Genomic DNA, 25,238 nt, shown 5'->3' with positions numbered 1-25,238 from the left:
CTTTAGCGTAAGACCTTCACCGGCGTCTCATGCGCCAAATTGAGATTTCCTTCATAGATTACACTATCCCCTACTTGCAATCCTTCTGTAATCACGTAGCCGGTAGCGTTCTCCAGTCCCGTTGTTACATAATTCCACAGCGCCTGATTGCTTTTTGTCGTAAACACTACCTTTCTGTTATTTCGCAATACCAAAGCTTCCTTCGGCACGATCAATTGCTTACCTGCCGAGCGCTGCACGCGCACCCGGATATTCATCCCCTCGTACAAGCCCTGCGCAGCTCCCCGTATACGAGCCTTCACCTTCACCATACCATTTTCATCCACGAGTGGGTTAATCTCATCGATTACCGCCGTTGCCTGGTAGTTCTGGATAGAAAACGGCGAAAGCTCCACCCGATCCCCCTGTCGGATCAACGGAAGCTCCGTTTCCAGTACCGTGAATTGGGCATCCATTGCGTCGTTGGCGATGATCGTACAAAAAGGCTCGTTGCTCGGTGGCAAATTATATTTCTTTGCGGATAGATTGGCGATGACACCATCGTAAGGCGCGTACAATACCGATCGGGATAAGCTATGTTTTGCCAGTTCATATTGGATCAGGCTATACTCATAGTTACTTTTTATCTTGGCGATCTTCATCGTCTCCTCTGGCACCTTTAGCGAGTCGGCCAAGGTAAAGCCCTGACTGATCAACACATCCTGCAGTTCCAGTTTGGCTTTTTCCAGATTATCCGAAGCCTGTTTGAGAGCGTTCTGCAATTTAAATTGTGCCAATTGCGCAATTTTTTGTCCTTTTTGGACGCGTTGCCCGTTTTTTACAAAAATCTCTTCGACCACCTCCGCCTCTTCGAAACGCAGATCAGCTTTCTGCGATGCAACGATCGTCCCATTGGAAATCAGCTCATGGTTAAAGACTACTTCCTGCAGCAAGAAAGCCTTCACCTCTGCCGTTTCGGTGGGCGGTAAAGCCTGCACATGTCTCTCTGCCGTACGCTGTTCCTCCGCACTGCCACTACAAGCTAGTGACAGTATACCGCTAATAAACCAGAGCCGGCACAAATTTCTTTTTCTTATCATCCTTATTTAACTTACTTTCTTTTTTTCCCTGTTCTATATATTTCTGCATTTCTGCTTTCATTTCTTCGACAGCCGGCGAATGTACTTTCACTTCCTTATTGACGACCTCTAGGGCAATGTCATAAGCTTTTTCGTATTCGCCTATCTCATCATACAGTTTTGCCAGCAAATAATGTGGATAAAGGCGGTTAGGCACCTGGTTCGCCGCAAAACGATACTGTCCCTCTGCCCGTAAATAATCCTCTTTCATCTGTTCATTCCGACCGATCAAAATCCGGAACATCGGATCCGCACTGATGTCCACACCTTTGAAAAGCACATCTATACTCTCCTCGTATTCGCCCATCATGTACAAGCTACGCCCATATTCAAAAAGAAAATGTGGTTGATCGAGTAGCAAGGGATATAGCGGTTTGTATAGGTCAACAACCCGCTTATACATGCCCGTTTGGTAATACACCTGGCTCTGTGCCCAGGCTTGATGCGCCTGGTAAACGGGATATCGTTTGTACAAAGATTGGGCGACATAAAGCGTTGATAATAGCAAGGCAAAAATCATTGTATACGCATTCCATCGCCTGCGGACACGGTAGGGAATAGGGCTAGATTTTATAAAGTCGAGGTAATAGGTAAACGCATAGGGAAGCGATATACAACTGGCTAAAAAAAACACAAATACAATCAAAAAAGGCATCAGGCTAAATGGATAGGAAAAAAAAGCAAATACCAATATGGCCATCAGACCACCGTCCGCCATGAACCGTCGGTAGCGAATGCCCGTAACGAGTGCAAAGGCGATGATCAGGATAAAAAAGGCCAGCGGAAGATATCCCTGCTCTACGCCTATTTGCAGAAACTCGTTAAAAGCGTATTCCGGTTCTCCTGCCAGCCATTTTTCCCGTTCTACTCCGGCACCCGAGTCAAAATAAGCCTCTTGTGCCCCTCCGTATACGCCGCTGAAAGTTCCCATCCCCTCTCCCACCCAGGTTTTTGACATCCGGTCTGCACTCAGTTTCCAGATCAGCGTACGGCCATCCGCGGAATCCTTTTTTAAATAATAAATACCGGCTGTCGCTAAGCTCATAACGGCTGTAAACGCAGCGGCAATGCCTATCATCCTTCCTATCGTACTACGCTTCGCTCGTTTCGGTTTTAAAAAACAGCGGTAGTATCCCCCAAATACCGTCGCGCATCCTATTGTTGCTGCCAACCAAGCGGCACGGCTCATGGTCGCCGGTAAGACCAAGACAATAACGATACAAGTAATCATCGCCGTAAACCAGCGGACTTTAAAAAAAGCAGCCTTGCGGTGTCGGTGTTTTGCTAGCGCTTGTCTGTCCCACAACAGATAAAAAAGCGAAACAGGTAAGATAATGGCGAGAAAGCCCGCATACGGCCCGGGATTAAACAAGGAACCCGTTACACCATATAGCGCATGTTGTGAACGCGCAAAGCCATACAATTGCAATAGCCCCCATACGGCCTCTACACAGCCCAAAAGCATGATAGCAAGCATTAAAATCCGCAGATTGATTTGGGTCTGCGCCAAAAAAATGCGGAAACAATAATACAATGCGCCAAGCATCACGAAAATGGCCATCTTATTGTTGACCGTTTGGAGATAGAGGTAGGACAGGCCGAAAGAAATCGCCAGCCAGATGACGATAAAATAGTCGGCCAGATGGAATTTAACACCTGCTCGGTTGTTCCAAAACGACAGTGCTGTGGCCAGTGGAATGAAGGCCATTACGATATAAAAGCCGATATGCTTGCCAATATGGGTATGCGTTAGCCAGTCATCGGCAAGCAATACATTACCTAACAGCGCGATAAACGGCAGAAGGCAAATGTAATTTATCCAGCATATACGCGGTTGCTGTATCATCTTTCTATGGGTTTAAAAACAAAGAAAACAAAGCGTTCGCATTTTAGGAAAGAAACGGGCAACTCAATTCTGACTCAATTCTTACAGCCATCATTCCACGGACTTAAAGAATCGGTCCCATCGATATTTATCCGTACCCGAATCCTTGGACTTCCAGATATAGGCTACTTTGCCCACGATATGATCCTTCGGCAGTAAACCCCAGTATCGGGAGTCTTTGGAATCCGTGCCGCGATCGCCTGCCATAAAATAGTAGTCCAGCTTAAATTGGTATTGCCTGCAAACCTCTCCATTTAATAAGTATACATCCTCCATTTCCACCAGTTTTTTCCCTGTTTCATATTCGATTAGTGGGCGGTAAAGATGAATGTTGATGGTATCCAGTGTAACCAAATCGCCTTGAGCGGGGATATAGATCGGCCCGAAATTATCAATTGTCCAGCCGAGTTCTTTAAACCTTCCCGGAATCCGGAATTTGGGTAGCATCGCTGCGTACTGTGCGCTGTCAGTCGCTATTTTATCGTTGATTTTATTCCGTTGTCCATTGCTATAATAAATACCACCGGCGATGTATAGCGTATCTCCCGGCATGCCTACACAACGTTTGACGTAATAGGCATTCCAGTTTTGAATAATTTCTGCAGATTTGTAATACGGATCGTTAAATACCAATACTTCATTGCGTTTTATCGTTCGGTAACCGATCAAACGCAACGGTCGTCCTTCTTCGTTATTCCCAAGAAAATCTATCCGTGGGCCGGGAATCAGCTTATTCACTAAAATAAAATCACCTGCAAACAGCGTGGGTTCCATGGAGAAAGAAGGGATCTTGAAAGATGCAAAAACAAGAATACGGAGTGTTATGACGACGATCACTGTTATAATGCCGATTAATACCATTCTCCAGATATCCCGTTTATTACTTTTGGTTCTTTTCATATTCGCTATACCATACTTTTTTACTGTCTATCATCGATGACAAATAAAGCAAAGTACCCTAATTTTGGGAAAGAAACAGGCGGCTCAATTCTGACTCAATTCTTTCGCAGACGGATTATCCAAAAAATCCTCTCTTTTAAATTTATCCGGAAAACGTTTAACGAAGTCAGACTTCCAGCTACGCATCATATATTTATCATCGAATATTCTACCCTCTGCGCCAACCAGGATATAGTGTGGAATCCCATTGAATCGGAACAGCTCGCGCAATGCACGGTATTCATCGTTACTTACTTTGTAGGAATTAACCATCTTTTGCTTTTTTGTATAGTCCCGATAGAATTTTTCGCTGGTGCTCTCGTCGGTCACAAATACAAATGCAAAATCCGGATGATCTGCATACCTTTCCCGATCGGCCAAATGCCGTTCTATACCTGTCCGACAAGGCCCACACCACTCTGCCCAAAAATCTACAATCAGCACCTTACCTTTATATTTATCGGCTATTTTCTTGAAGACCTGTGCACCGTAGGTATCGGGCAATTCGTAACCTGCTCTACGGGCTTCTACGTACTCGGCGTAGTCCTTTATACTTCGAGCCACAATGGGATACATAATAGGCTGATTTTGCACAAGCTTTTTTCCAAAATCGGGAAGTTGTTTGAGCATGACCGCAATATGCCTACCCAAAGCTATGTCATTAATCAAACCGCTTCTCGCTGTCTCCGGCTGTGTCAATGTGGAATCTGTAAATGACGGCCGGATACGAAATGGTTTAGCATACTCATAGCGGTTAATAAAAGTAGAGAATTTAGAGGTAGCCAAGTATACCTGATCATTGAAATCCCGTGTCGTAACAAAATTATAGTAGTCGTCCGGAAGTGGCGTCTTCAAGACCATGTTGCTGGTGTCTTGCTTACTATAATAATCCCTAGCCATAGTATATTCAAAAATGTAACTCGCGTATTGAACATCAACTTCCGCTTTAACCAGCGACGAAAGTTTAGTATCAACTTGATCTGCAATCAAAACAGAATCAGTCCGCCGAGATGCAGCTTGCCATTTTTCTATCCACGTATTTTTAAAATCATTAGGCATGATTCTCTTCTGGCTATCTGCTAACTTATTATAGTCGGGTTCAAGAAGATCAATAGCAAATAGATTTTCATTAAATTTTCCTAAATCCCCCAAATACTGTATATGTTGCCAGATATAGCTTCTATCCCTATAGCGATCGCTTTGTAAAAAGTCTTCCCAATCCAACAGCAACCCTATGGTATGTCCTGGCTCGGCATAAAACTCAATCACTTGATCATTGATTGATATATATGAAATTTCGGGATAAAGGGCTTCATACGAAACCTCAAAAGTGCCGTTTTCATAAATCCTCGCGGTAGCTGGGAAATCTTCTCTCGTGAACTGGTCGGTTTGGTAAATGATACCGCTTGAAAAGCCAAGTCGCGGATCGTAGCCCTTAATATAACCTACGATACGGACCGAATCCCTCCGAAAAAAATCTTCGCTGTCATAGGATTCCAAAACCTTTGGATTTTCCGCTTTGGCCAATTCAGCATGAACCCATTCCAACGCTTCTTCTTCCTTTTGATCCTCGGAATCTTTAATCGTCGGATCTGTCTTTCCATGTATATCGACCCCATAAATATATGTTTTCTCCCCCTCGCCAAAATCAATTTGCGCTACATTTGCCGGCAACGGATCAAACACCAATGTAACGAGTGTATCGCCAGATTTGGGTGTCCGAAGTTTTTCTTCAAATACAGCACCTGCAATTCCTTTCGGATGCATTTTCTGTTCTGAATCGATCGCTTTAATAAAGTTCTTTTTGGAAAACATGGTCCACCATCCCGGAATAAAAGTCACATGGACATCCACAAAGGTGGCGGTATCGACGTTTCGAATAGCTGCGATGTGATAAATACCGGAGTTTTGTAACTCCGCCGGTAGATGTTCTATAGAGCGGGTTTGACCAAAAAGCTTAGTTGCGAAAACTAACGCGATAAATAGGTTGAATATCTTTTTCATTGTTTATAATTTGATGGTTGGTATGTTATCTTTTTCCAAATTTAATGAAACAATCCAATGTAGGGGTATTAACAACGGGAGCTTGTTAGGTAGATTTAGAAGTCGTCTCGGTCGGTTCTAATAGCTTTCAGTATATTTTCGTTAAAAGTACGCGTATCCACGCCTCTTTCACTCTTTAAAAGAATCTTTCCATCTGGGTTGATCAGATAGTATGTTGGAAAGATTTTGATTTGAAAAATTTGATTGAGTTGACCATTCGCCGGTTCCACAATTAAATTATGTAAACTCTCTTCCTGAATATAAGAAAGAGGAAGATGCTCTAACTTATCCAATGCTATTGAAAGCAGTGTCAAATCCTGATTTGAAGATATTAATGAGTCGACATGCTCCTTTAACAAATAAGTACTTCCGGCACAGCTAGAGTTCCAGAAATACACTAATACATACTTCCCTTTAAAATCGTCACTGTGGGTAATATTTCCATTTATACTTCTTGCGCTAAAAGGTGGCATAAAGTTTCCGATCTGAAGAGAGCTGAGTTTCTTATGTTTATATCTTTTAAGTTCGATCACCCCTCCATCTCTTGAAATGGAAAAAACTTGGTAGACTAAGTTTTCATCTACTGTAATTAAATGGTTTAGCGAAAATTCACCGATCGTTTTTTCTTGATCATCAATTTTCAGGGTAGAAAGCTCACTAAAATCATAATCGTTTAGCAGAGCTTCCAATGTCACCTTATATCTCTTTCCTGCCAGCTTAAAGTAACCTTCTCGTTTCTCGACAAATCTAAATCGTATTATTTTATCTGGAAAATTGACATTCTCAATATGAATTGTCAGTGAATCTTGAACAACTTTTCCTTCCCTGGGTCGTTCGTATAAAATCCTATGAGTGCGTGATTCGTTGACAGTTTCTTGTGAGAGGATCCTATCATCACTAAAACTTCCATTGTTGTTACTATCTATAATAAGTAAAGCTTCGCCGTTTTGATATGCTATTAACGCTGAGATATAGGATCTAATTGTTACGGGAGTCAATTCAAGGGTATCAAGCCCCCACTTTGCTATTTGATTTTCTAAAAAATCACGTGACATATCCTCCCGTTTGAACGCTTGAAAAATCGTCTGGAAGTAATCAACCGGTGCATGAAGGAAAAACGCACTATCGCAATCTAGGTCTTCTAACTTCTGTTTTCCGTATGTATTTTCCCAACTTCCCTTCGGAATGTGCAACGAGTGAGAAATAGTTGATACTGCAGTATCAGCCACACTCTCCATTTGTATCTTTACATAGTCTTGCGAATACGTGTAAAAGCTTAGTAGAAGTAGAATTAAACTGAACAAACACTGTCTCACCATATTTTAAAACGCTCGATGATAATAATCTTTTATCTGGTAATCTTTACAAATCAGTAAATGTTACTTCATTAGATAAAAAAACAATATAGGGTTATCCTCTTCTTGAATGGCAGCAGAAAAATTTAAAAAATTCCGATTTCCATCATTTATCTTCCCATTTCCCTCAACATATTCATTAATCTTTTCCCGCAATTTTATAGCGTGATCAGCATACATCACACAGACCAGTCCGTTCTCATGATTTGAAGTAACCATGCGATTAGTTGTAGTATTTAATGCACTATTAAACACACCATATTTGTATGCATATAATTTTTTTTCTTCTTTATAAATTACAGCTAGAGCGTGATCATTTTTATAGAAAATATAATCGTCCGCCTCTGTCCAATTATAAATTCCAGTCATATCGTCAAAACCCAGTTTGTTAACTGTATATTCAAGCTCACCTTCTTCATATAAACTATAAATATAATTTCGATCTGGAACTGCGATCATTGGCCTTCGATTATTAGTCAAAAGGTTACCAATACCGATAGTAAATTTCGAATAGTCGATGTTCTTGTCCGTAAAGACGGGTAAAATACTTTTTTCTATTCTTCCGGACGATCGATCTAAAACATCAACATGAAAAGCATTTACTTGGCCATCGTTAAACGGAGCTCTTCTGCAATAGATTCTATCTTCTGTAACAGCCAGTTCTAAATACAAAATCTGAGTCCTAATTTCTTTAACGAAATTGAAATCATAATCATAAATATATATCTTATATGGAAATTCGCATAACACCAATACTTCCTTATTTATGGTATCTACAGCGAAGTCTGCAATTCCGCGGTATTCTCTAGGTCCTTTTCCTATATTGTGTAATACTTTTTGAATCTTGCCATACATATCGAATTTACATATTTTACGGGTTTCGTTATCAAATACAAAAATTTCATTGTCAGCGACTAACACTTTGCTGACAGTCTTCAGCAGTGACTCGATAGAAGTTTCCAAATATATGATCTGTGGCTCCCTAAACAAAATTGTATCGACAAGGTATTCTCGTACATCAGCGTATTTAAAATTTTTAGCTTTAGACATGTCCAAAACCTTTTTTGCCACATCATTTTCTGATTGCGTATGGGTACATGATATCAGAACCAAGACAATTTTCAGCAACAAAAAAAATCGAATTAATATTTTCATCACTAGTAGATTAACATATCTATTTTTTTTATCTATAAAAAAGAGGTTGGCCCTACGTCATGGATAGCCAACCATCTATTATTCTTTATTCTAAAACCTGAAGCTATAACTCATATCAGCTTTTAATAACCGGGAGGGCATTTGCCTGAAGACTCAGAGATAACTTCACTATACTCATATTCATTACAGGATAGCATGCCAAATCCCACACACGCCTGCCCCGTCACACGATACGTAGTATGTACGCAACTAGCCCCAATACGAGTATATTCAGTTCTTGTCTCCTGATATGGCTGAATATAAGCTACTTTCTTTTCTTCCTCTTCCTGCGAAAATACTTCAAGCGTACCCAACGCTAAAACGCACCAAACTAATGCTAAAATTTTTCTTCTCTTCATAATTGTTTATTTTTTTAATTGAATATTACTGTAAATATAAATTTATAACGTATACCTTTCACGACATTATTCTTGAATATTCATATTGTATATCTATTAATTTATATTCCTAGGTTCGTACCTTACAAACAACAAATCAATTAAAAATAACAGAAACTAAGGAGAAGTATGCCCAGCGCTCTCCCGAGATAAAACCTTGAATTCCGACAACTGTCGCCAAATACCTCCTTGTACATCTACCCCCTCTAATACGATACAATGTTTACCCCACTCATCAGAAACATAAAAATCAAAATGTATATGCTTTCCCTTGTTGATGACCAAACTGGGCTCCCAGTGAATGGTAGGACGCAAATCTTTTACAGCGGTCGGATATGCGGTTGCTCCATAGATAGGTTTGTAAAAAGTCTTCGCTACATACAGTCCTCCAGGACGTATACTCGTTTTGCCACGCGGCATCGAGATTCGATTGAACGCCTCATTACCGGGTTTAGTCGTTATATAAAAGATAATCTTTTTCGGATCGACACCATAGAATCCATTGGCAAGAACCTCTACACTTTCAATTGCATCAATGGGAATAGACTGCACCCTGATCGAATCTATACTCATACCATCCAAGACGTACACACCTATGCCCCCCATCGGCCAGCCTGTCTCCGGATCCCAACGCAACACACTACCAATCTGATCCATCATATATTGACCTAAATGCGTGTGTCCCTGAAAATCCTCTGCTGTAAATATATAGTCAGCATTACCTGCCCCATACGGATTTTTCGATCTATTGGACACCCTGTTCTGCCTATGGTTCACCTGCACCTCATCGATCATGATCGTTCCTTCTGCCAGTCCGGCACGCCGTAGCTCGGCAAGACGGGCATTGGAAGCTTTGATCTGGTTCACTTGCAACGCGTTCACATCGCTCCGCTCCAACGGAATGTTCCGATTCGGACCGATCCCCGGCAGATCCTCCTCCACTACGGTAATATCGATCCGATCCTCACCCTTAGTGTCCCTTGCCGATAGGACAAAGGACATACTATCCGGAAACAGCAAATCGCCAAACTCGAAATATCCATTTTGGTCGGCGGTCGTTTCCTGATATTCCAAAAGACTGCTTGTCGGAAAAAGCTGTACTATCGCCCCCGCTTCCGGCGTCTTTCTGCCCAATTTCTTGGTATGGCCGGCAATCCTGATCCCTTTCTCCGCTCTGTACGGCGGGATTCCAACAGTATCCAAGCTAGTCCAATCGATGTTCCGCCAGCCCTGCGTGAGCATCAGGTAATCCAAATCCTGTCTTTTGATATTGCCGTTGGCAAAGTAAAAACCGGGCTTCTCGATAAAGCCTTTGAGATCTGAGCTGAGCAACAGGGTAGACAGGATATTTGGAGCTTCTTCCAATTCATCTCTATCCACCTTGCCCAAGTGTAACACACTGGCCGAAAACGCACCGATCAGCAGGCTGTCCGCTTCGTTGCGTGCCCCGATCTCTACCGCCACTTTCTCTCTCGTAGAATAGCTTTCTCTGTCCAACGTAATGGTAATCGGCGTTTCTTCCGAAGTGTCGTAGTGGAAGAATGGCCGCTCGGCAATAGGCATAAGCCTATTGTCCAGAACGCTGAGCGTGAGCACCCCATTAGGCAGGTCGGCCGTGCCTGCCGAAAAAACAACCTGTTGCCCCTTCATCTGTTCGCGCGATGCCAGGTAGGCTCTTCCCAGATGGTGTACCACAAAGTAGAATTCCCTGCCGTCGACCAGGTCATCCGAAAGATTCAACTCGGCTGTCAAACGCCCCTCTCGGAGATTGTCCAGCATCAGCGAATAACCGGAAACATGAACGGTAGGCACAGCAATTTCTTGAGACATACCGTCTTCAAACTTCGCAACCGCCCGCAGCGGACTGCCTGATAAAGGGAACAATGTTGTAGCCCCCATGCCCAGTACATTCGTCTGTACGCGGGTGACGGTATCTGCTCCCGATAGGAAAAGTACCTCCGCCGCTATCCCCAGCCCACCGGCGTCCACCGCCTTCACTGCAATGCGATTTGTCCGGTCTGCCAAGAGCTTCCCTCCCTCAGGCAGAAGCTGTACGCTATATGATGTTGTAGTATCCGTGGCTTTAACAAACTTTTGAACCGTACGCCCGTCTGCCGTTTCAAAACGATACCGCACCATTGCGTTTCCGTGACGACGGTCCAATGTAAGAGACACCACACCTCCCCCATCTGCACGTCCACGTTTCCTTTCCACCACCTTCCCTTTATCCAGGATTTCAAACTGCACAGGGATATCACCAACAGGGTCTCCATTTAATTCTCTTAAGTTGATCGTATAGACCTGTCCTTTGGTATCTTGCTTTATGCTTGTATTCGTCAGCACACGATCCGAACGGCCGTTACTGATGGATAGGGTGCGATCGTAGAAGAATTCCTCTCCAGCGTTTCGCATCCAGTTGGTATACGCTCTCAAGCGGTAAGAACCTTCGGTAATTGTATCCTGCAGGGCAATATCCGCCAAACCAAGCCCCATCACCAAGGGAATCTTCATCCTGTACACCACCTCCTCGGCTGGATCTATCAACTCAATGTAGGCCAACCCACTCAGGTTAGACAGCAGGTTTTCAACCCCTACAGTACAATAGGCCTTGATCCAAATCGTATCACCCGCTGTATAACTCGGTTTGTCCAGATGCAGGTAAATCTTCTCCTGAAAGTGTACGCCGTGGTATTCCCGTGCTTTATCGAGTGTTCCATGTATATCCTGGGCATAGACGCTGTTTATTATTCCCACGATGGCGGTAATTATTAAAGGGAGCTTTGTTATGAGGCATAGTTGAGACAACTTGTTATTTAAGGTAAATGACATGATATAAGGGTGTTATTGATATTTTTCTAAATTAACCAATAAAAAACGTAACTCACGTTTTATCATTTCATGTTTTGCGTTACGAATTTTAGGAGTTAAAGCCAGTACTTCTTTCGCCTTGCTTTGAAAGGATTGTAAATCACCTTGACTAAGGTAGAGTTTTGCTATTAAATACTTCGGTTTGATTAGATGTGGAATAGCCTTCTCTATTAAGAGATAACAATACATCGCATTTTCAAATTGCTCGAGCTGCTCATAACAACTTCCCAAATCGTAATAATACTCCTTATCAAAATCATATAGAGCTGCCTGCCTGAAATAACCCAATGCGATATCGAAGTTTTCATGAACTCGATAATAATGGCCGATTTGATTATAAAACTTACCATTACCTTTTAAATCTGCTTCTATAGCTAAAACTGCCTTCTCGGTAACCTCCCCCTGTTCCATTTTATACCAGCGTACGTAAGCAATTGTTCGTTTGACACCTGTAAAAAGAAGCACTATAGTCATAGACGTTAGGAAAAAAAAGGTAACCACCCTCCCATAAACTTTGGACGTATCCTTTTGAGTGGAATTATCAAAATTGACATTTGCCAGTGCAATTAAAGTCCAAAACCAGATATTAATGGGCAACATTTGCAAAGGATATGCGGTCATTCCAGCTATTACAATAACAATCACTGAAGCCGCTAACCCCGTCCCGTATGTAAACACGTCCTCATTATCGTGCTTACGAATAATCTTATATAGCCGAACAATGGAAAAAACAATGATTCCAATAAATAGAAGACCTCCTATCACTCCCTTCTCTGCTGTTGTATGCAAAATATCGTTGAACGCATAGATAGATTCTCCGGCAAGGTTTCCATATCGATCTTTCAGATTATCCGATAGTAAAATTTTCCCTTGGTATGGCGGATATTCCCCACCTAATCTATCAATACCTATCCCATCGATAGGCTGGTCCAATATCATTTCCCAAACAGACTGCCATACCAATACTCTTCCTTTTACAGAATCTGGTCGTATCTGATAGAATGCGAAAGCGCAACAAGTTATTATGATCAAGATAAAAAAGAAATAAGGGATAATCTTCCTAGTACATCTAAAAGTCAGACAACGGCAGTACATCATTGCGTAAGCAAGTATCAAAACGACACTACCTGCTGATAAGCCGATCCATGCAGAGCGCGATCCCAGTTCAACTAATACAAGTAAGCCCAAAATCAATAATACCATCAGCAATTTTGCAAGCAAGAAATTTCGCTTACGGTAGGTCCACACGCAGGCAACGGTAACTGTCATCATCAACGATGCCAAAAAAATGGCATAGGGTCCCGGATTAAAAAACATACCAGATATCTTACTGAGTTGATGGTGAGCATGTTGCCATCCGACGTACTGAATAACGGAAATACCTAAATTAATTAGAAATAATAAACTAGTAGCCAAGCATACGGCAAGAATCACTGACTTACAATCCACTGTCGAGCATATATTCAAAACTACAATGTATATCAAAGCAAAACCTAGCGATTTCGCAACCGAATACCAATGGATTTCTCCATGAAGTAGGTACTGTAGAGAAGGAACCGCGATAAGAAACACAAGTATGAGCCCATCGAATAATCGCAAACGGTAATTAACCTTATATCTCCAACTGTACCATACTCCAACGCCTCCCCATATCCCACATACGGCATAAAAACCTATCTCCTTTATAGAAAACAACCCATTGGGAAAATGCCTACACGCCAAGAGCGATATAATTAACAAAAGTGAGAACATTGTTGCTAACAGTAAAGTGGAGGCAGATATCTGTCCAAAACTTCTTGCGAAAAAGCCCATTATCCTACTTCTTTGATTAAGCTGTCTAGTTTCTCCTCAATATCCCTGATGTTGACCGTGAAAGACACCCTTGTTAAATCCCTTAACTCCAATTCCCTTTCCGCATGATGGATACACTTGACGTATTTTAAGTTAACCAAGATTGATTGGCTAACCCTAAACATGAAAAGATAAAACTCTAACCTTGCCTGCATCTGTGATAAATTAAAACTAGCGACGACATTTTCCTTCTCTGGCAGATAAATCACCGAATAGGAGCCTGACGCCTTACAGTACAAGATATCATCGACATCGAGTATGTAGGTTTTTTCCTTACTTTTGATCTTGATCTTCTTCATGATCTTCCTTTTATTTTTTCATCTTTCAGTATTCCCTATAGCTGATAATCCTTGTCGTTATTGCCAAATCTGTTTCCCGTTTTCATAAGTAAATATTCGATGTTCTATTCCCTTGCTTTTATTGACCAGGATAAATAACCCATTGCTAGGCATCCCTGGATAAACTAGATATTGGTCTGTTGCCTTTAGTTGCCCTTGACTTTTCCATGCCCCCCCATCCCACAAAAACAGTTCATAAAGGTCTCCCACTTCTATAAAATTGGTATCGCTCCGTGGACAGTACCGCACCTTAACAATTTGCTGAGCCGTTCCCAAGTCCAGTCCTATCCAAGGATCAACTCCTCTGGGTTTCAAATAATAGGTAAGTAAATCTCCATCGAAAGGGTAAGCATAATACCGCTCTTTGCTAAGATCCGCTTTCGGATCGCCGATAATATCACCAGACAACTTTACCGTATCTCGTCCATTCGCAGATAAGCCATAGAATTCCAACTCCGCCATATCGCCTCGACCACCCGGAGGAATCCACATACGTACATAACGGTATTTTTTCCGATCGTTTACCCCCACACTTTCGATATTTTTCGGTGTTTCTGTAATGGTAAAAAAAGTCGCGGAGTCCTGAAAGTTCCGCGTATTCCCACCTTGTATCTTATTCCCTACTACAAAAGACATGATTCCTTCCATGTGAGGTGTAAGCGGAAACTTACGTTCTAGACGCATATCCTGACGTCGGGTATAATCTGGCTTAAAAAATTGAATATTTCCGATACTGTCCAGCAGGAAAGGCTCTGATTTTCTGACATAGCTACCGTTATCGTGAACAAATACGGCGTAAAGATTATCTACGCCCATGTTATCGAATTTCGCTTTTCCATTTTCAATATCGCCCCAACAATGCGGCACCCAATCAAAACCGTGATAAGTTGAAATAACTGCATACTTAAATCCTTGAACGCCTTCAATGGGAATGATGATATCTTTTGTGTCCACGTACTGCCCGGTCACATCCTTATCAAAATTTCTTCTTAATGCTTTCGGAATTTCATGCTCATGCTTTTCGTCTATCTTAATCTTTTGGTCTGCAAATGTTTTACGATAGACTTTGGCAATCCTTCGCCAGGAAAGGTCAATTTTTAGCCCTCTGTGAATTGCATCAAAGGGATGCAAGCTACCATCTTCCAGAAAAATGGCATTCCACTCATGCCCATTATTAGCACCAGCCCATTTAGGCGTATAGTCTACAACAGTTGGTATCCCTACAGAACGAAGGACCAACGTAGTGTAATAGACACCATGTTTACAGCTTCCTGTACGGATACGTTCAAATTCGCTGCTGTTGAAATCATATGGATAAGACCAAAACATACGCATGTGTGAGGTTCGATAGGAGTTAAAGTCGTTAATGTGACGGGCTATGGTATAGATGCTGTCCAGCCCTTCTTCTTTAATTTTGGGCAACCATTCTGCATACAGTCGCTCCGCCCATGGCTCTAGAGATTCAGTCCCTACCCTATAGGGTAAGATATATTCGCAAAAATCACTAAAATCTACATTCGCTTTCCAAGGGCTCTCTCGCCATACTTTAAATACCTGATCGATATGATGGATAAGGTATTCAGACTGAATATGCTCCAAATCTGTATCAATATCCGTCTCTCGTACACGGGGTGCGCCATAACGTACCGTTAGCGAATCCCAACTCGCTTTTAACAATGCAGCATGCTCAATCATAGCCGCATTTCCGTGCCCCCATAGAGAGTCTATACGATCCAAGATCTCAAGAAAAGATGTATTGGATCGGTTAATTACAGCTTTTTTATCCTGCATATTACCGATAAGAAAGCGTGCAGCATCTAGCTTCTCTCGATCCCCCTCTTGTTGATAATGCTTTAGCACTCTTTCCAATTCGTGGCGATTTTCTCCAGATAACCTAAGAGAAATTCCAATATCGGACCGTTCTTGACAGGAGAGCAATAGGAGAAAAAGAGTGCTAAAAAGAAAAAGGTATGTTTTCATTCAAAATTTTTAGGTTTTCTAAGATTTCTAAAACTGCATTTTGCTATCCAAATTCAGGATAATCTGATTATTAACCTTATACTCATTAAGTTGAAAAACTTGTCTATGATCAATTTGGAATGCTGAATTTATAGACAGGGCTATCTGAATTAGCATCTAGGGCTAAGAAGGATTCGTTATTGTCAGCAAATATCGACACAAAATATCTGTCTAATACTAGTTTCTGTATAGGCTTTCCTCGGTAATCAAATACATAAATAACGTTTCCCCCATCTTTTCTTCGCTCTTGATTGACACGTTGTCCGCTGAATAAAGCATAGATGTGACCATTATTTACAACAATATCTTGAAAGCCATATATTCCCTCTTGTATAGCAAACCCATTATGTATTTTGAAAACTGGCTCCCCAAATTTTCCCCACAGTGTAGTTTGCTTCTGTCCATCGTAAATTTCCAGAACTTCTCCAAACTGCGTACCGGCGACTAAAAGGGTATCCGCCACGCCTAAAAACGGCATCCATGCTTGATAGGTGGCCGCCACGAAATCATCCTCTTGAGTAGGTATTTTCCCGAAAGATCTCTTTAACGTTCCGTCAGAATTAAATTCAAGTATTCTATGATCGCTTAAGCTATTGAATACCGGAAAATAAAAACTATTTCCAGACTTCATACCCCTTGATAAAAAACCATAGTCGTCTGGTAATTTTACACGTTTAGGAGCTTCATTTCCGTCATAAATATCATTCACGTGGTATACATAGATTTCATTTCTGGAATCATAAATATAAAGCGAATCACCATCTAACTGCAAACCATTTACAGAGATAAATTCGTTTGGTCCTTCTCCGCGCTTACACAGCGATCGATAAAAGTTTCCATCCGTAGAGAACAGATGAACAAAATAATCGGAACCTAGCCCAAGGATAAACATAAGCGAATCGTTCTTCACCAAACGAAATGGAAAGGACATTATGACAGAATCATCGATAGGAATGGGTGAGGAAGAAACAAGTTTTTCGCTTTTGAATACGAATTTTTCTTGATCAGCAGCACGGTGACACCCGGATAATACAGCTATAAAGAAGCAGCAACGCAGGAAGCTCATTGCCAATTTTATACATTTATTTTCCATCATACTTTTATTTTTTTTAGAGAGATGTCTCCCATATTCATGATAGCGAACTGAGAGACATCTTTGTAAATTAGCCCCAAATAGTTACTTTGTGAACTAAAGTACCATCAAGCGGACAAGTTACAGACCCCGACCCGTCACAGGTCACTCCTTTATCCGGCTCCTCCCCATCCGCCAGAGCCTCTACATTCGCCAAGCTAAGAGCGGACAGCGCATCTTCAGATTCATTATTAAAATTCACATTAACTGCGGCCACTGCTGTAATAGCTACTGCAACTATACCTCCTAGAATTTTCTTTTTCATTTTTTAAAATTTAGATGAGCTTTAACAAGCTCCCTTTTATAATATTGTTTAATCTTCGGGCGGAATGCATTCCACCCTACTGTGTTTATCCTTTCAACAGTTCCCTGTATGAGCAGGGTTTAATCTCAAATGTTTATCTTTGCCGCTGTACCTCCTTTCTTGTTACGGTGGGATAGCAGGCGGACAGGCTGCAAAACTTTTTTCCGAGAGGGCAGCCTGCCGCCTTACTTTTCCCTAATGCTCATTTTGTTTGTTGGTTAGTATTATCGTTTTATAAATATCCCATAACTTCGGGTTCAATGTTGGGTTGCCTATAGCTAGCACTTTATTGTGCTTATCCAATAAAAAGCATTGGTATTCCATCTCTTCCGCAAGCCGATTCCGCCTTTTCAAAGTACCGTTATTATCCAAAAACACAATCTGCTCCAACCGATCCCGGCGTAGCAAATGCGCTAATTCCCTCCGATCTTTCGGCTGGAAATAGAATGCAAAATCAACTTGTCCTGGTGCTATAGAATCCATTTCACGGATATAATGCTTCCACAACGTCAGATTTAGCTTACAGCTGGTACAGCCGACAGAATCTGTATAAACCAACATTTTAAACGGCTTATTTTCACGCGGAGGACAGGCCGTGTCCTGTCCCATAAACCAACAGTCTACGTCCGCTGGCAAAAGAATCTCTTTCCCCATCCATTCTTTCACGATTTTTTCTGCGGCACTTCGTCTATTCTCTTGGCAGCTTGTCACAAACATGAGTAGAAAACAAGCCCCTATAAACACGCCGTTAAAAGTGCTCATCCATTTATTATAATTGACGCTCATTTTTAATCGAGGTTAAAAACATATTCTACCACAGGCTGATTACTATTCACATCTAGCCCGATCATCATGCCTTGCTCTTCGTCTATATGAAACCCCGTGAGGTGTCTATCTAACTGATATTGCCTCACAGGGTTACCCTGTAAATCAAATACATGCACAAAACGCCCGCCCTCTTTATGATCATCCGGACGCTTCCGTATAGCTTCAAACGAACTGCCCCAAAACAAGGCGTATATATACTTTTGGCCCACATGTATATCGCTATACCCCATGATACCTGTCGGAACCGCATAACCTCCCCGGTTGACAAACTGGGGAGCACCCGTTTCCTGCCCTATTATCTTAATGACCGTGTCTTGTTTCAAGTCGTAGATTTCCAGCACCTGACCCAATTGTGTTGCCATACCCAAAATACCCAATTGTGGATTGTAGCTGATGAACGACCGCCAGGCCTGCGCCAACACCACAGTGCTTTGTTTTTCAGTAAATGTCGGGATTTGAAAAGCATGTTTCAGGATATCACCTTGTGCATTCACGAATGTTATACGATGCTGCCCCGTATAGTCCGGCACGATAAAAACAGAATCATTTAATCGATCAAAATCCAACGTCCTGATAAGATCCTTGTCCAAATTGATTTGGCGCGACTGTTCAACCTCTTCTTTCATCAGGTGTACAATTTTACTTTTATTGGCGTCGAGTGTCCATACATCGCCCTGTTCGTCTATTCGGATATTCTCGGTACTGAGAAACTCTTGTGGGGCTTCTCCGCGATGTGCCAAGCTTCCCTTGTGTTGCATAGTCTTATAATCAAACAGGTGGATATAATACGCTGCGGTATGTATATCCATCACATAGAGGACATCATCCTGCAACCGAACGCGGAAAGGATACCGCAAGTAAACACTATCTCCTATCGTTTTTTCCTTCCCCTGTAGGGAAATGGTTTCGGGGAATACCATAACCTCTGCAGAAGCAACAGTCCTGCAGGAGGTCACGGTAAAACCCAAACCCATGAGTAAAACAACAGCGAAAATCCTTTTCATTCTACGTATAGTACCTTGATACTACTATAGGGACAATCAACACTTGCACGAAACCAACAGTTGCCACTTCCAGATTCTCCTTGTGCTAAGGCCTCAATATTCCCTAGGGTGATTTCACTTTTGTCGCTATCAATTCGAAATTGCAAACTCACATTCATAGCAATGCCAATTGCCACGCAACAGGTCAGTAACATTAAATACTTCTTCATAATTTTTTATATTTTAATTTATTGGCTCCAAATTAAGGGCTTCAACAAAAGAAAACGATTTTTGAAGCCACTCAATTCTATCTCAATTCTAACAACTGGAAAACAAAAAGCTGGAACAAATCTTTTTTTATGTTATCAAAAGCTGTAACTTCACAAATCCATTATGCAACTTAACGCAAGACACATCCAAGTAATAACACTTGTCATCCTGTTCACTATTCTCGGCGGACAAGCAATATGGATATATAATCTATATGAGGCGCAACATCGGTTGATTACACAGGTTAAAGACGAAGCACTGCTAACTGCTATCCTACAAGAACACCGCTATCGACACGAAACCATGGGTGGGACGATTGTTTCCAATCCACGGTTCCATGAAGGAGATACATCTCGATATATTACCAAAACCATAACACTAATAGATACGTCTTTTCAAGTACAATTCGATCGCTACGATCCTTATGGCGATGTTAAGCTCAGCCAATTCATTCTAAAGGACCATCTCCCCATCAATATCACAATGCTAGACAGTATCTTTAAAAAAGAGCTTTCTAATAGAGGCGTAAAAGAAGCATCGACCTATATCGAATATATTGACTTAAAAAACGACGAAGTCTTACAACACTCCAAACCAGACAAAACAACGGCAGAGTATACCGCATCTGAACTAGTCATTATCGACATTTTTAACACATTAGGCGTCAAAGGATATATACAGATTTCGTCCACAGCTATCCTCATGACCATGGCTATACAACTGGTTCTAACAGCATTATTAATTCTCATTTGTAGCTTTTTCCTGACGATTATCATCCGAACATTCTTTATCCGGGAAAAAACGGAGAAAATGCGACAAGATTCAGTCAACACGATGACGCATGAATTCAAACGCCCCTTATCAGTCGCGGTCTCAAAGATGGCATTGATCCCTTATTATCTTCAAAAAGGGAATACAGATAGAGTTCAACATTATGCCGAGCAAAGTCTGCTGGAATTGCAGAAGCTCAATACCTATACCGAACGTATCCAAAAGCTGAGCAACAATGAGCGGGAAACCATCAAACTCCACAAAGAGCACATCGATATAGAAGATTTCTTCACGTCATTCGTTAAAAAATATGAAGCCGTAGAAGAAAAGACGGTGGTCATAAATCTTCTTATGAACACATCACAAACCAATGTTTACGCCGATTTGCTACATTTCGCTAACATCATGGATAACCTGATCGAAAATGCTATTAAATATTCAAGGGAAGATGGCGTACAGATAGATATCCGTGTGTCTGATGAACGGAATAAGCTGAGAATAAGTGTGAAAGATAATGGGCTGGGCATCGCCGAAAAAGATATTCCCCGGATTTTTCAGAAATTCTACCGCAGCGAAGATAAATCTATACGACATAAAACAGGCTTCGGGCTGGGGCTTACGTATGTGAAGGCTTTGATAGAAGCACATGCTGCGGAGATAAAAGTAGAAAGCAAACTTGGTATCGAAACAAAATTTACCGTATATTTCCCTATACAAAACGATGCGGAATAAAATTTTAATTATAGAGGACGACAAAGAGCTTGCGCTCACATTAAAGGATTTCTTTGAAGAAAATGCCTTGCAGGTCTGGCATGCATCCTCGGGAGAGGAAGGGCTATCTTTATATTATAAAGAGAACCCTGACCTGATTATACTGGACGTCGTGCTGCCCGATGAATCCGGATTTGACGTGATTGCAGATATCCGGGATAAAGATATCACAACGCCTATCATTATGATGACGGGGACGGAATTTGATGAAGATAATCAAATGCGTGGTTACGATGGTGGAGCCAATAATTACATGCAAAAACCGGTTTATCCGCAAGTGCTATTGGCGCAGATAAAAAACATACTCTCCCTCCCAAAGGATCTCCTGCACTATAAGATCGGCGGAATGAAGATACGCCTGCACACACAATACATTGAATTTGACGGGAAATCGCACCCGCTCCGGGAAAGGGATTTTGAGATACTAACCTTGTTGTTCCAGCATCAGGGCCAAGTGGTTGATCGATCCGTTATACTCAAACAGGTATGGAAGGATGACCGTGCCGATAACAATGGTCTGTTGGATGCTGCTATGTCGCGCATCAGAAGGATTGTCAAAGAATACCCTACGGTACAGATTAAGACCATTTATGGTGTTGGTTACATGTTAACAGACAAGATTAATTCCGTAACTTCACGCTAATTTTACATAAAACGGCTTTTACATGGCAACGCTCACCTCCATTCTCGACAACGATTTCTACAAGTTCACCATGCAATTTGCCGCTAGTAAATTGTTTCCGAAAGCACAAGCTAGATACCAGTTCATAAACCGGGGAAAGCACATTTTTCCCGATGGTTTCGACAAGTTGCTAAAAGACGCTATAAACGAGATGGCGGGACTCAAGCTTACCAAAGCAGAAAAAGATTTTTTGCGCACCCGATGCCCCTACATTGACCCCACCTATTTGGATTTCCTACAAGGCTACCGCTATGACCCCGAGGAAGTTCACGTGGCACAGACGGAGGGAGAACTATCGGTTACCATCGCCGGATATTGGTACCGTACCATTCTGTGGGAAGTGCCTATCATGTCGTTAATATGCGAATTATATTACGAAGTAAGCGGCGAATCACGTATTCCAAATGAAGAGGTTTGCCAAGTGGTAGAAGGCAAAATGGAAAAATACGATAAATTGAATATCACCATTGCCGATTTTGGTACCCGGCGTCGCCATTCTTATGAAGTACATGATCTGGTTATCCGCACGTTAAAAAACCATCCGTCCAAGACTTTTATCGGTACATCGAATGTACATTTTGCGATGAAATATGAAACCACGCCCATTGGCACCCATGCCCATGAATGGTTTATGTTCCACGCGGCTAAATATGGGTACAAGATGGCAAATTTGCTCGGGCTGGAACATTGGTCGGATGTATATCGCGGCGACTTAGGAATCGCCCTTTCCGATACTTATACAACGGAAGTATTCTTCAAACAATTCGATAAAAAATTATCCAAATTGTTCGATGGTGTGCGGCACGACAGCGGTGACCCGGTTAACTTCGCCGAAATGACGATCGCGCATTACAAAAAGCAGGGAGTCGACCCCCGCTCGAAGACGATCATTTTCTCCGACGGGCTGGACTATGATAAAGTCGAAAATATCGTTCGCTTTTGTGAGGGGAAAATCGGGTATTCGTTTGGTATAGGAACGGATTTCACGAATGATGTCGGCCTGTCTCGCATGAATATCGTGTTAAAAATGGTCGAGGCAAAACCCGAAGATGGCGACTGGACAGCTGTCATTAAACTCTCCGATGAACGGGGTAAACATACCGGAAATGCCCACGAAATAGCCATTGCCAAACAAATATTAAAAATAGAAGATTGATGGAGCGTGACGTATATGGAGAAGCCTTGTATGATTTCCACATACTTGGCGACTTGAAAGACACCTTATTGCTGCACAGTAGCTATGGCGATATAGAAGAGATGCCTATCGAGGTTTTCTATAGAGATGCAGAAGATTTCCCCGAATTGGAACATATTGCGCTGGCTCTTTGCGATGGACATGTATTGGATGTGGGAGCCGGTGTCGGTAGCCATGCGCTGTATTTGCAGGATCAAGGTTTAAGAGTGGATGCTTTGGAAATATCGGAATCGGCTTGCAGTATTATGAAGCAACGAGGCGTGCGGCATATTATTCAACATGATTTCTTTACGTTGCAGGAAGGAAATTATGACACGCTTCTTTTCCTCATGAACGGAATTGGTCTTGCCGGTACCATTACCGGATTACGGGAATTACTTCGTCATAGCAAAAAGCTGTTATCTGACAAAGGGCAGCTGCTCTTTGATTCGTCTGATATTTCCTATTTATATGAAGAATATCGTATCCCCAAACCGGAACATTACCTAGGCGAGATCCGTTTCCAGTATGAATATAAGGGCATTCTGGGGAAACCGTTCTCCTGGTTATATATCGACCAGCAGGAACTCATTAAAATTGCCCATGAAGAGGATTGGGTGGTACAGATTCTTTTTGAGGATGATAATGATCAATATCTGGTGCGGATGGAGCCGAGACAAAAATAATGTCTAGCTACCTGACCATAAACATAACGGTAGGTGTCCAGGGGCTGCAACCATGCTTGTTTCGCGCACGAACCCGGAAATAAATATACTGGCCGGGTTCGAAACCGTCTTGGTAGGCTTTGAATGAGCGAGATGTAGTTCGTTCCTCTTCCCATACGGGAATATTACTGCCGTCAACCTTTGTTGCAAAACAGTAATCGTACAACATATCCCGTCCAACGGGCTGGAAACCAAAAGCTACCTCACCACTTTTCCGGCCGTCCGTCAAAAAAGGAGAACCGGGCGTATTAGGCGGTTGCCCTTTACGCTTTCCCGTCAATACAGGAAAACCCGAGCTATAAAGTTTCACCAGGTCGCCATCACTTACTACGTTTACATAGAATACTAGTTCTTGCAAAAGGTTACTGAGCCGCTTCTTACTTGCTCGCTTTTCCACCTTCATCAGCCGACTGCCTCCGGCAGATTCTACTAGTTTTTGGTAATATTCCGCATAGGCTTCTTCTATTTCTACGATACTTGGCGTGGGATTGATAAAAATGGTAGATCTTTTCATACAGCGGATAATCCAGGAAGCGGCGACAACGAGCTTATCATCAGGATATCGAAAAAAATTAGCCTTGGCACGTATATATTTCATCTCATAATTCCTTTTCAGTGGTCATTAGCGTCCGTAAGATAGAAATTACAACGATACTATACAAATAGGTCGTGAAAAATTTGGCTGGAATATTTCTTTTCGCCTAATACATTTATGCGCCGAAGAGAGACAACATCAACGCGAACCACAACGACAACAACACAGACAGGTATGGCAACACACCGAAGAACAACGCTTGCAAGGCAAACACAAACGACAACAATACAAACAGTTACGACAATGTCCCAAAGAGCGACGATGTCAACGTAAACACAAACAGCAAGAACACAAACAAGTACGCCGGCGCGTCGAAAACGGGTATCTTTAATGTAAACACAAACGAAAACGACACAGACTAGTATGTGGACACGCCAAAGGGAGGCATGTTTGATGCAAACACAGACGACAACAGCACGGAGAGCTACGTCAACGCCCGGAAGAGAGACGTCGTCTACGCAGACAGTAACGGAGACGAAGCAAATAGAGCCGAGCTCAAGCTCATGCTACGTAACATGCCTTTAACGAAAGACAAACCAAACACTAAGCCGATGCTTTTTAACCTTAAATCAATCGTGGATGCGTTCAAGTTAAACACAGTCGCGATTTTTGCGTTTGCCGCCGCCGCAGTTTGGTTAGACATTTTAATACTTTCGCCTGTGTTTGTTGTGAATTTGGATGTGGAGGACGTCTATTTATTGCACTTTGGAGCAAAAAAGGATGAATACGCGAAAAACAAGGGTGTGCACGCGGAATTTCCGACCATATTCGCTAAAAAAATTAACTACTTTGATAAATTTCGTATTGAAGTTAAAGCAGACGCGGTTATGCCAAACATAAACGCGTCTGCTTCTGGCAAAAATCTGTTTGTGTTTGTTACGCAAATGTCCGTGTTTGTCGCTAATGTGTTTGTGTTCACACCCATGTTACGTAGCAATCCGAATAAGAAAAAGCCCTATAAAGCGGCGAGCTTTACAGGGCATTCGTATGGATAA

The 25,238-nt window shown here is 42.1% G+C and carries 22 protein-coding genes; 5 read left to right on the top strand and 17 right to left on the bottom strand.

Translation table 11 applies throughout. From position 1 onward, the window contains the following. Positions 1-2: 2 nt before the first annotated feature. The 16 genes from H8B06_RS08570 to H8B06_RS20950 all read right to left on the bottom strand — a co-directional run bounded on the left by H8B06_RS08570 (position 3) and on the right by H8B06_RS20950 (position 19,485). Positions 3-1,079, bottom strand: coding sequence for an efflux RND transporter periplasmic adaptor subunit (locus H8B06_RS08570; protein ID WP_190993866.1), 1,077 nt, complete (start codon positions 1,077-1,079; stop codon positions 3-5). Continuing rightward, positions 1,039-2,964 carry an O-antigen ligase family protein gene (locus H8B06_RS08565; RefSeq protein ID WP_190993865.1) on the bottom strand — a complete coding sequence of 642 codons (1,926 nt, stop codon included), beginning with the start codon at positions 2,962-2,964 and terminating at the stop codon, positions 1,039-1,041. The genes H8B06_RS08570 and H8B06_RS08565 overlap by 41 nt, the downstream gene beginning before the upstream one ends. Positions 2,965-3,054: 90 nt before the next feature. Further along, complete coding sequence (gene lepB / locus H8B06_RS08560) at positions 3,055-3,903, bottom strand: signal peptidase I (protein ID WP_190993864.1); 849 nt, start codon at positions 3,901-3,903, stop codon at positions 3,055-3,057. Positions 3,904-3,987: 84 nt separating this feature from the next. After that, positions 3,988-5,946: a TlpA family protein disulfide reductase gene (locus tag H8B06_RS08555; protein ID WP_190993863.1), complete on the bottom strand. Its 1,959-nt coding sequence runs from the start codon at positions 5,944-5,946 to the stop codon at positions 3,988-3,990. 95 nt (positions 5,947-6,041) lie between these two features. Further along, positions 6,042-7,214, bottom strand: coding sequence for a TlpA family protein disulfide reductase (locus H8B06_RS20910; RefSeq protein WP_190993862.1), 1,173 nt, complete (start codon positions 7,212-7,214; stop codon positions 6,042-6,044). 150 nt (positions 7,215-7,364) lie between these two features. Then, positions 7,365-8,390, bottom strand: a complete 1,026-nt coding sequence (locus H8B06_RS08545; protein ID WP_223857549.1) for a 6-bladed beta-propeller — start codon at positions 8,388-8,390, stop codon at positions 7,365-7,367. 227 nt (positions 8,391-8,617) lie between these two features. Next, positions 8,618-8,893: a hypothetical protein gene (locus H8B06_RS08540; RefSeq protein ID WP_190993860.1), complete on the bottom strand. Its 276-nt coding sequence runs from the start codon at positions 8,891-8,893 to the stop codon at positions 8,618-8,620. Between the two features lie 156 nt (positions 8,894-9,049). Then, positions 9,050-11,686, bottom strand: coding sequence for a hypothetical protein (locus tag H8B06_RS08535; RefSeq protein WP_190993859.1), 2,637 nt, complete (start codon positions 11,684-11,686; stop codon positions 9,050-9,052). A gap of 87 nt (positions 11,687-11,773) precedes the next feature. Next, entirely contained in the window at positions 11,774-13,612 is a 1,839-nt protein-coding gene (locus tag H8B06_RS08530; RefSeq protein WP_190993858.1) for an O-antigen ligase family protein, read from the bottom strand. Continuing rightward, complete coding sequence (locus H8B06_RS08525) at positions 13,612-13,950, bottom strand: LytTR family DNA-binding domain-containing protein (protein WP_190993857.1); 339 nt, start codon at positions 13,948-13,950, stop codon at positions 13,612-13,614. The genes H8B06_RS08530 and H8B06_RS08525 overlap by 1 nt, the downstream gene beginning before the upstream one ends. 57 nt (positions 13,951-14,007) lie before the next feature. Then, positions 14,008-15,858: a transglutaminase domain-containing protein gene (locus H8B06_RS08520; RefSeq protein WP_190993856.1), complete on the bottom strand. Its 1,851-nt coding sequence runs from the start codon at positions 15,856-15,858 to the stop codon at positions 14,008-14,010. Positions 15,859-16,078: 220 nt separating this feature from the next. Continuing rightward, positions 16,079-17,104, bottom strand: coding sequence for a BF3164 family lipoprotein (locus H8B06_RS08515; RefSeq protein WP_190993855.1), 1,026 nt, complete (start codon positions 17,102-17,104; stop codon positions 16,079-16,081). Between the two features lie 67 nt (positions 17,105-17,171). After that, the gene (locus H8B06_RS08510; protein ID WP_190993854.1) at positions 17,172-17,405 is read right to left on the bottom strand and encodes an NVEALA domain-containing protein; all 234 of its coding nucleotides are present in this window, start codon (positions 17,403-17,405) and stop codon (positions 17,172-17,174) included. A 234-nt stretch (positions 17,406-17,639) separates the two neighbouring features. Then, positions 17,640-18,230 (bottom strand): hypothetical protein, encoded by a 591-nt coding sequence (locus tag H8B06_RS08505; RefSeq protein WP_190993853.1) that lies wholly within the window; start codon positions 18,228-18,230, stop codon positions 17,640-17,642. Positions 18,231-18,232: 2 nt separating this feature from the next. Further along, positions 18,233-19,276, bottom strand: coding sequence for a BF3164 family lipoprotein (locus H8B06_RS08500; protein ID WP_190993852.1), 1,044 nt, complete (start codon positions 19,274-19,276; stop codon positions 18,233-18,235). Beyond that, entirely contained in the window at positions 19,273-19,485 is a 213-nt protein-coding gene (locus H8B06_RS20950; protein WP_190993851.1) for an NVEALA domain-containing protein, read from the bottom strand. The genes H8B06_RS08500 and H8B06_RS20950 overlap by 4 nt, the downstream gene beginning before the upstream one ends. Positions 19,486-19,648: 163 nt before the next feature. On the opposite strand from H8B06_RS20950, the gene H8B06_RS08490 reads away from it, so the two are divergent. From H8B06_RS08490 to H8B06_RS08475, 4 genes are read left to right on the top strand one after another with little or no spacing between them, the layout of a single operon-like run. Next, entirely contained in the window at positions 19,649-21,028 is a 1,380-nt protein-coding gene (locus H8B06_RS08490; RefSeq protein WP_190993850.1) for a sensor histidine kinase, read from the top strand. Beyond that, the gene (locus tag H8B06_RS08485; RefSeq protein ID WP_190993849.1) at positions 21,018-21,710 is read left to right on the top strand and encodes a response regulator transcription factor; all 693 of its coding nucleotides are present in this window, start codon (positions 21,018-21,020) and stop codon (positions 21,708-21,710) included. The genes H8B06_RS08490 and H8B06_RS08485 overlap by 11 nt, the downstream gene beginning before the upstream one ends. Positions 21,711-21,732: 22 nt before the next feature. Then, positions 21,733-22,905, top strand: coding sequence for a nicotinate phosphoribosyltransferase (pncB, locus tag H8B06_RS08480; RefSeq protein WP_190993848.1), 1,173 nt, complete (start codon positions 21,733-21,735; stop codon positions 22,903-22,905). Next, on the top strand, positions 22,905-23,609 hold the full coding sequence (locus tag H8B06_RS08475; RefSeq protein ID WP_190993847.1) for a class I SAM-dependent methyltransferase: 705 nt from the start codon (positions 22,905-22,907) through the stop codon (positions 23,607-23,609). Before pncB ends, H8B06_RS08475 begins: the two co-directional genes overlap by 1 nt. Before the next feature lie 7 nt (positions 23,610-23,616). On the opposite strand, the gene H8B06_RS08470 is transcribed toward H8B06_RS08475, so the two are convergent. Further along, positions 23,617-24,246 (bottom strand): fibronectin type III domain-containing protein, encoded by a 630-nt coding sequence (locus H8B06_RS08470; RefSeq protein WP_190993846.1) that lies wholly within the window; start codon positions 24,244-24,246, stop codon positions 23,617-23,619. Between the two features lie 362 nt (positions 24,247-24,608). Between H8B06_RS08470 and H8B06_RS08465 the strand changes: the two genes are divergently transcribed. Further along, on the top strand, positions 24,609-25,238 hold the full coding sequence (locus H8B06_RS08465) for a hypothetical protein (protein WP_190993845.1): 630 nt from the start codon (positions 24,609-24,611) through the stop codon (positions 25,236-25,238).

The sequence above is a fragment of the Sphingobacterium micropteri genome (assembly GCF_014692515.1).
GTDB lineage: Bacteria > Bacteroidota > Bacteroidia > Sphingobacteriales > Sphingobacteriaceae > Sphingobacterium > Sphingobacterium micropteri.
Note: the sequence above shows the minus strand (reverse complement) of the source record. Positions and strands in the feature narration are given on the sequence as shown.